This is a genomic window from Candidatus Phytoplasma stylosanthis, assembly GCF_032886435.1.
GTDB lineage: Bacteria > Bacillota_I > Bacilli_A > Acholeplasmatales > Acholeplasmataceae > Phytoplasma > Phytoplasma stylosanthis.
On sequence record NZ_JAUZJP010000009.1, the window covers coordinates 1 to 7,843 of the forward strand.

The following is a 7,843-nucleotide window of genomic DNA, read 5'->3' on the forward strand; positions in this document are numbered from 1 at the left end:
ATTTTTAATTTTTAATTTTTAATTTTTAATTTTTAATTTTTAATTTTTAATTTTTTAATTTTTTAATTTTTTAATTTTTTAATTTTTTAATTTTTAATTTTTAATTTTTAATTTTTAATTTTTTAATTTTTATATAAAAATAAGAATTTGTAAATACAGTGATTCATTAGAACCACCAATCTATATTATAAATGTTTTTTTATTTTTTTTAATAAAAAATTATTTATAATATAAATTTTATAAATTTTTATTAGTATTCACTGCACCCTATATATTAGACATTTTTTGTTTAATTTCTATTTAAATATTTTATTTATTTTGGTAATTATTTTTATTTTTTATTAAAAAAAATAAAAAAAGAGGAAAAAATTATAAAATGAAAGATAATTTTCAAAAATATTTAAAAAAAGTTAATGAAATTAATGAATTATTTTTTATATATTTAAATGATAATAGAAACAATCATAAAGTTCGGGAGGAAATATTTATATTATTTTATGTAAATATTATTGGTTTTATTGTTAATAAAATTAAATATTTTCCTAAATGTTTAGAAAAAAAAGATTTAATTAATGAAGGAACTTTATCAATAGAACAATCTTTGTTAGATTATTGTCCAAAAAAACATAAATGTGATTTTTTTACTTTTACAAGAGCTAAAATTAGACAACAAATTGATAAATTAATTCGAATTAGTCATATTCCGTCTATTCCAACAAGAATTTATAATAAAGATAAAAAATATAAAAAATTTCATAAAAATTCTGAATTTTTGTTTATAAATAGTGAAAAAGATGAGGAATATGAATACAATCCATATTTCCCTAAAAATTTGAATCCTCATGAATTATATATGAAAAAAGTTTGTTATGAAATATTTTTCCAACAGATAAAAATAAATTTAAGTCAAATAGAATACCAAGTTTTTCTATATAGTTATGGTATTTTAGAAAATAATATTTCGACTTATAATTTTGTTTTTTCTTTAAATCAAATTTCTTCTAAATTGAATATAACAAAAAAACAAGTCTATAAATATCGAGAAAATGGTATTTTAAAATTAAAAAAAAAATTTTATAAGAAATATTTTTTTTTAAAACTCCTTTAATAAATGTTCATTTATATTTATTTTTAAATTTTTCTTTATAAAAAAATTCTAATTATATTGAACTCATTCTTATTTTTTATTCTTCTTTAATAAGAAATAAAAAATTATAAACAAAAATTATTATTAATTTTGTTGAATTATTTATTTAATAAAAATAAAAAAAGGAATGGAAAAATGTTGAATAAAAATTGTTTTTTTTTAAATAATTCTTTTTTATTAAATAAATTTTATTTTTATTTAATGGAATTATTTATTGAAAATTTAAAAAAATATTTTTTTGTTTTTTTTATAAATAAAAAAAGAATATTCGCTTTATTAAAGCAAATATTTTTTTTATTTATTTTAAATAATTTAATTTTTATTTATTATTTAAAACCAGGCTAGTTTAATTCAAAATGATTCGACAAAAAATATTAATTATTTTATTTATTTTTAATATTTTTATTTTTATAATAACTTTATTTTAAAATTTTATTTTTATTAAAAATTAATTTTTTTAATAAAAAAACTTCAGATTTTAATAAAAATTACATGGTTTAAAAAAATAATTATATTAACTTTTTTAAACTTTTATTTTATAATTCTGTTTTTTAATTTTATTTAAAAAAACAAAATTATAATTTTTTTCATTATTAAAATATTTTTCTATTATTTAAAAAAATTAAAAAAGATTGGATTGTAATAATAATGATAAATTCTCAAGTAAGAAAAAAAATATTAAAAATTTCTTTATCTTTGATTTTATTTTTGTCTTTATTTTTATCTATTTATTCTTATAAAAATAAAGATAAAGATGATAAAAATTCAGAATATAATAATATTTTAGAAGATGAACTTGAAAATGATATTTCTGAATCTATTAAAGAAGAATTTTACGATATATTTCAAAAACCAGAAAAAATATTAAATTTAATTAAATTTCGTAATGATCTTCAAAATTATATTAATGAAATAAATTCTTTTTATGAATTAGTAAAAAGTTCGGATAATTTTGTAAATTCTATTGATAGTGATTCTATTTCAAATTTAGATCCAAAAATTATTAATGATAAATTAAAAGAAAATCAATCTCTAAAACACAAAAATAATATATTAGCAAATGAAAATAAAAATTTAGAAGAAATGATCAAACAAATAAAATCAGAATCTGAACAAAATCAATTAATATTAAAAGATACTATCGAAAAATTAGAAGATAAAAATAATAAATTAATGTTAGAAATTATTTCATTTAAAGACAAAGATTAATAAAAAATTAAATTTAAAAATTTTATAATAAAAAAATATAAAAAATAATTATAAAATTTATTTTTAAATCAAATAAGTATTATTTCGTAAAGGTTTTTGTGAAAATAATGTTAAAAAATATGAAAAAATTTAAAATTTATTTTTTTATTTTTTTAATTTTTTCTTTACTTATAATTTCATTTATTATCGCATCTCGATATTTATTTAAAAGAAAAAAAGAAGAAATTAAATTATTAAATAATTTTCCTATTTTAGATGTAGAAAAATTAAACAATATTGATAATGATAAAGAAAAATTTATTATTCCTATCTCTGTTCCGAATTTTAATACAAATAAATATGATTATATTATAACAATTGATCATTCAGTTATTCTTTATTCTAAAGGTATGGAAATTAAAGAACCTTTATTTTTGAAAATTGATTTTTTTTGGGATACTCAAAATACCTTTAATAATGCTAAAGATTTTTTTGATGTTCAGTTTACTACAAATGATAAAAATAATAAAAGAGAAATTTATAAAGATAATAATAAACCTTGTTTTTTTCCAATGAAAGAAAATGAAATACAAAAAATTATAGTTCACACTAAAATTCAACAAAAAGATATAATTAACTCAGTAAATGAACCTAAGCTTTTCTTAGTTTATGACTATGAAATAGTAGATAAACAAGGGAAAACAATTACAGGTGGTAATAATTTTTTAAATCAAGAAATACAAAATATTAATTAATAGTTTATTGTTCAAATGATTTTCTATTTGTATTCATTTTAAATTAGTAAAAAAAACTAATTTAAAATGATTTTTTTTTTATAAATTAAAAAATATTTTATTTTAAATAATTTTGAAAAACAATTTGAAAAAGTAGGGTTTTTAAATGGAAAATAAACTAAATGAATATAAAAAAAAATTTTCTTTTTTTAATATTTTTTTATTTATTTTATTTTTAATTTCTTTTTTTTTGATTTTATATGTTTGGATTCATAATAAAGCTATTCTTCAAAATGAAGATCAAATAAATAAAATGAATAAAAATATTTATAAATTAGAAAAAAATTGCAATAGCATAAAAAATAATACAGAAAAATTAGAAAAAATGATTAATGATCAAGAAAAAAAACAAGAAATATCTTATGATGATACAAAATATAAAAATAATTTTTTTTCTTCTGATAAAAACATTTTTTTGGCTAGCGAAAATTTTGTAGCTAAAGATTATAAAAAATTTCCTAAATTTGATGAATTAACAGGATTACAAGAACCTAAATTAGTTGCTAAAAATTTTGTTAATTTCTTAAAAAATAAAAAATTTTTTCAAAATCGTGGTTCTGTTTCTTTACCAAAAGGTTTGATAATGTTTGGAACTCCTGGTTGCGGAAAAACTGTTTTTGCCAGTTCCATTGCCAGAGAATCTGAAGTACCTTTTATTGAAACATCTTGTTCTATTTTCGCTCAAGAATTAATAGGAAAAGCTCCTAAAATGGTAAAAGAATTATTTGAACTTGCTAGAGAAGCGGCTCATAGAAACGGAAAGGGAGCCATTATTTTTTTAGATGAATGTGAAAATGTTTTTTTAAATATTGATAGTTTAAAACCAGGTTCTGAAATCGCCAATGTTGTTAATGAATTCAAAATACAATTAGAACCTCGCCCAGAAGAAATAAATTCTGAACAACCTATTTTTGTTATTGCAGCAACAAACCATATTGATGGACTAGAATCTGCTATTTTATCACGTTTTACTCATAAAATAGAGTTAATACCAGGTAATAAAGAAGAACGTAAAATACAATTAAAAGATATATTAAAAAAACATCAATTTCCTATAACAATTGAAGCCAAAGAATTTTTATTAGAAATTATTAATGAAGGTTTAGAAAATTTACCTCCTCATTATGAAAAAAATATAAATGGTTTTTTAGTAGAAACACCAAATGAAAAAAATTATAAAAAAGCTTATCGTATTTTAGAAAATTTGGTTAAAGAAGCTAATTCCCAATCTATCAGTAGAGAAATTAAAAATACGGAAAATAAAAAAGTATGTTCTCATCCTGAACATGAAAAACGTTTTGAAAATAATAAATTTTTTTACGAAAATAATAAAAATAAACAAAAAACTGATGCTAATATTTTAGAAAATTGTTGTGAATGCAAATCCATAAATATTGAAGATTTAAAAATAGCTTATCAATTGATAATAGATGATAAATTAACATCTCTTGAAAAAGCAAAAAAAATTATTAAATAAAAAATAAAAATAATAAAAAAAATTACAAATTTTTTTTTATTTTAAGAAAGATTATCTTTTATAAAAAAAGTATAAAAAAGGAAAAAGAAGAAAAAATGTTATCTCCTTTAAATATTTTAAGTGGTTTATTTAGTTTTCAAAATTATTTTACTTGGTTTATAATTGCATTAATTATAATATTTATATTTTTTTTTATTGATAAAATTTGCGGAACAAAAATTTCTTTAAAACATAAATTTTTTTATATTTTAATTATTTTAAGTTCTTCTATTGTTATCTGGTTTTTTATTTTTCGAAAAAAAGAATCTGTGACTAAAAATTATGATAAATTAATTTTAGAAGTAGACAAGACTATTAATAAATATGATGATTTATTAGATAAATATAAAGGTTTAGCGTCTAATTGGGAAAAAGAAATGGAAGTTACGGAAAAAGAATTAAAAATACTTTATGAATCTCAAAAAATTACTGAAGCTGATAAAGATAAAATTAAAAATATTATTGAAAATAATGAAAAAACAATTGAAAAAATTAAATTACAGTTAAATGATGTTCAAGGTGAAATAGTTATTGAAAAAGGAAGATTAATAGATTTAGAAAAAGAAAAAATAAAAATTGAAGAAGAAATTAAACAAAAAGAAAAAGAATTAAAAAAAGAACAAAATGAACAAAAAAAAGATAAATTATATAAAGAAATAGAAGAATTACAAAAAAAACAAATTAAAATAGTAGAGGAAATAACTAATACAAAAATAAAAATTAAAAAATTAGAAACAACAGAAGAATCATTAATTAAACAATTAGAAATAGCAAAAAGTTTTAAAGAAAATATGATTCAATCTATGAATAGATTAGATTTAGAACTTAAAAAAATAGCATCACAAATAATTTCTGTTGAAGATAAAAAAAGAGAGATTCAAGAAAATATGAATTCAGTTAAAAATAAAATGGAAGAAATAAAAACAGAAAAAGAAGCTTATCAAGTTTTAAAATATAATTTATTATTGTTAAGACAAAATGCTGAGGATTGGGAAAGGAATAATGCTTTTTCTTTAGGAAATTTATTTAAAGTTATTTTTAAAGCTTTTAATAAAATAAATGATTTATTAAGTTTAAAAACTGGTTTTAATATTGTAAATCAAAATATTACTTTTGATAGAAAAAGTGAACAAGATAATCAATCATGTAAAATGGTTATCCCTAAAGAACATCGAATTCATAAAATAATAGATTTTTTAACACAAAAAAATGGCGAAGAACCTAAAATGATAAGTGCTGAATTATTAAAAATTTTTATTAATGATATTAATAAAGACTTGGAAAAATTAGAGCAAGATTATTTTCTTTATGAAGAAAAATACAATAATTATAAAAATAAAATTAATAGTAATGAATTAATTGAAGAAATAAGAAAATTAAAAATCCAAACATATAAAGAAAATGATAAAGAAATGATGGTTTATAGTGAATGGATAAGCGAATATGAAAAATCAATAGAAGAATTAGAAAAAAAGAGAGCCGAATTTTTAGAAAAAGAAAAACATGTTAATTTAATAGATAATTTACAAAAACAAAAAAATAAAATTGAGGAAAATATTCAAGAAAAAGAATTAGAATATACAGAATTACAACAACAAAATCCTAATTATGAAAAAATACAAAAAATAATTCTTGAAAATAAAAATAAAAAAACAGAAATAAAAGTACCTCAATTTCAAATGCAAAAGTAAATTAAAAACATAAACATAAAATAAATATTTTTTTAAATTTTTATTTTTAAGAAAAATCTTTAATTTTTTGAAAATTTATTTTTAATTGTTGCGATTCTAGATATTGAAGCGGAGATTTATAATTAAATTTTTGAAATATCCAATTTTTATTATAATAAAATGTAAATTTTTTTATTTTTTTCTTCAAAGTTATAAAATTTTCTTTATACGAGGGAGTTGAACTTTCTTTTAAATATCCTTTTAAAATACCAAAATAAGATTCTATAATTGCATTATCATTTGGAAAAGCTTTCCTTGATACACTTATTAAAAAACCTCTTTTTATAAGAAATTTTTTGAATTTAATACTTTGATAAACGCTACCTTGATCAGAATGAAGAATGCAATTTTCTTTTATTTTTGGTAATTTTTGAAAAGTTTTTTTTACTAATTTTAAATCAGGATTTAAACTCATTACAGAAGATAAAATTTGATTATTAAAACCATCAATTATCACAGATAGCCAAAAATTACCATTTTTAGTCTTAAAACAAGTTAAATCTGTATATATCTTTTGGAGTGGTTTTTCAGATTTAAAATTTAAATTGATTAAATTAAATTTTGATTGAATATTTTTTTTATAAAATATTTTTTTATTGAAAGGTTTTCTATAACGCATTAACCATTCATTTTTACTCATTATTTTTAAAACTTTTTTGCCATTAATTATTTCTTTATAATTTTCATAATAAAGGTTTTTTATTTTGCGATAACCAAAAGAATATTTATTTTTTTTACATAATTTACCTATTCTTTTGGTGATTTTTTGATAATTTTTATTTTTTTTGTGTTTTATTTTATTTTTAGTTTTCCAGTAATAGTAAGAACTACGACTTATTTTTAATAATTTTAAAATTTTATTTATTTTAAAATATTTTTTATAAATTTTAACTAAATTAAAAATTAAATTTCTAAAATTAGGGCTACAATAACTAATTACCAATTGCAACAATTCAATTTCTTTTTTTCTTTTAATTGATTCTTTTTTTTCACTTATTTTTTTCATATTTATTTTTTACTCCTATTTTTAATTTTGTTTTTAAATTTTTTTAATAACTTAATAACATGAAATAAAAAATATTATAAAAATTTCTAAAATGTAAAAAATAATTAATAAATTGAACAAATTTTTTTAATAAAAAAAAGAAACAATATAATTTTTTTTCTAATTGTTTAAATAAAAAAAATATTTTACTGTTTTTTTAGAATTTAAAAATAAATATTTTTTTTAAGGGAAATATTTTTTTTTGTTTGCATATATAAATTGAAAACATTTTTTTATTATTATATTATGACAAAATAAAAATTTATTTTGTTTTAATATTAGGGGTGCAGTTCAGGTAATAATGTTTAAATTAGAATCTGTAAAAATACCTATTTTCAAAATATATTCCTTTTTTCTTATTTTTGAATTTTAAAATAAAACTAAATTGTTTTATTTTCTAATCTTTTTTTATTCTCATAAATA

6 protein-coding genes are annotated in these 7,843 nt (G+C 16.7%); 5 read left to right on the forward strand and 1 reads right to left on the reverse strand.

Going from position 1 to position 7,843, the window contains the following annotated elements; genetic code table 11:
• Positions 1-376: 376 nt before the first annotated feature.
• From Q8777_RS01710 to Q8777_RS01730, 5 genes are all read left to right on the forward strand, one after another.
• Positions 377-1,108 (forward strand): hypothetical protein, encoded by a 732-nt coding sequence (locus Q8777_RS01710; protein WP_318676044.1) that lies wholly within the window; start codon positions 377-379, stop codon positions 1,106-1,108.
• A gap of 687 nt (positions 1,109-1,795) precedes the next feature.
• The gene (locus tag Q8777_RS01715; RefSeq protein ID WP_318676043.1) at positions 1,796-2,356 is read left to right on the forward strand and encodes a hypothetical protein; all 561 of its coding nucleotides are present in this window, start codon (positions 1,796-1,798) and stop codon (positions 2,354-2,356) included.
• 107 nt (positions 2,357-2,463) lie between these two features.
• Positions 2,464-3,090, forward strand: a complete 627-nt coding sequence (locus Q8777_RS01720; RefSeq protein WP_318676042.1) for a hypothetical protein — start codon at positions 2,464-2,466, stop codon at positions 3,088-3,090.
• A gap of 145 nt (positions 3,091-3,235) precedes the next feature.
• The gene (locus Q8777_RS01725) at positions 3,236-4,606 is read left to right on the forward strand and encodes an ATP-binding protein (RefSeq protein ID WP_318676041.1); all 1,371 of its coding nucleotides are present in this window, start codon (positions 3,236-3,238) and stop codon (positions 4,604-4,606) included.
• A 95-nt stretch (positions 4,607-4,701) separates the two neighbouring features.
• Positions 4,702-6,336 (forward strand): hypothetical protein, encoded by a 1,635-nt coding sequence (locus Q8777_RS01730; RefSeq protein WP_318676040.1) that lies wholly within the window; start codon positions 4,702-4,704, stop codon positions 6,334-6,336.
• A gap of 46 nt (positions 6,337-6,382) precedes the next feature.
• Here the strand turns inward: Q8777_RS01730 and Q8777_RS01735 are convergent, their stop codons facing one another.
• Complete coding sequence (locus Q8777_RS01735) at positions 6,383-7,381, reverse strand: IS3 family transposase (protein ID WP_318676039.1); 999 nt, start codon at positions 7,379-7,381, stop codon at positions 6,383-6,385.
• Positions 7,382-7,843: the final 462 nt, after the last annotated feature.